Origin of the sequence: Actinotignum stranguriae (assembly GCF_051265215.1) — a bacterium.
Lineage (GTDB): Bacteria > Actinomycetota > Actinomycetes > Actinomycetales > Actinomycetaceae > Actinotignum > Actinotignum schaalii_C.
Window position 1 is genome coordinate 1 of sequence record NZ_JBOZCJ010000054.1, and the last position, 621, is coordinate 621.

The 621-nt window shown below is 53.8% G+C and carries 1 rRNA gene; it reads left to right on the plus strand.

Going from position 1 to position 621, the window contains the following annotated elements:
• Positions 1 to 621, plus strand: a 23S ribosomal RNA gene (locus ACRQEG_RS09505); the annotation flags it as partial.

Here is a 621-nt window from a genome sequence, read left to right on the forward strand (position 1 = left end):
TGGTGGTGATGGCGTGCCTATTGAAGAATGAGCCTGCGAGTTAGGATGTGTGGCGAGGTTAACCCGTGTGGGGTAGTCGTAGCGAAAGCGAGTCTGAAGAGGGCGTTTTTAGTTGCATGTTCTAGACCCGAAGCGGGGTGATCTACCCATGGCCAGGGTGAAGCACGTGTAAGAGCGTGTGGAGGCCCGAACCCACCAGGGTTGAAAACCTGGGGGATGAGTTGTGGGTAGGGGTGAAAGGCCAATCAAACTCCGTGATAGCTGGTTCTCCCCGAAATGCATTTAGGTGCAGCGTTGCGTGGTTCTTTGTGGGGGTAGAGCTACTGGTTGGCTGATGGGCCTTATTTGGTTACTGACGTCAGCCAAACTCCGAATACCATGAAGTTGAGCGTGGCAGTGAGACTGTGGGGGATAAGCTTCATAGTCGAGAGGGAAACAGCCCAGATCGCCGGTTAAGGCCCCTAAGTGTGTGCTAAGTGGGAAAGGATGTTTAGTTGCTGTGACAACCAGGAGGTTGGCTTAGAAGCAGCCATCCTTGAAAGAGTGCGTAATAGCTCACTGGTCAAGTGATTGAGCGCCGACAATGTAGCGGGGCTGAAGTACACCGCCGAAACCGCGGCA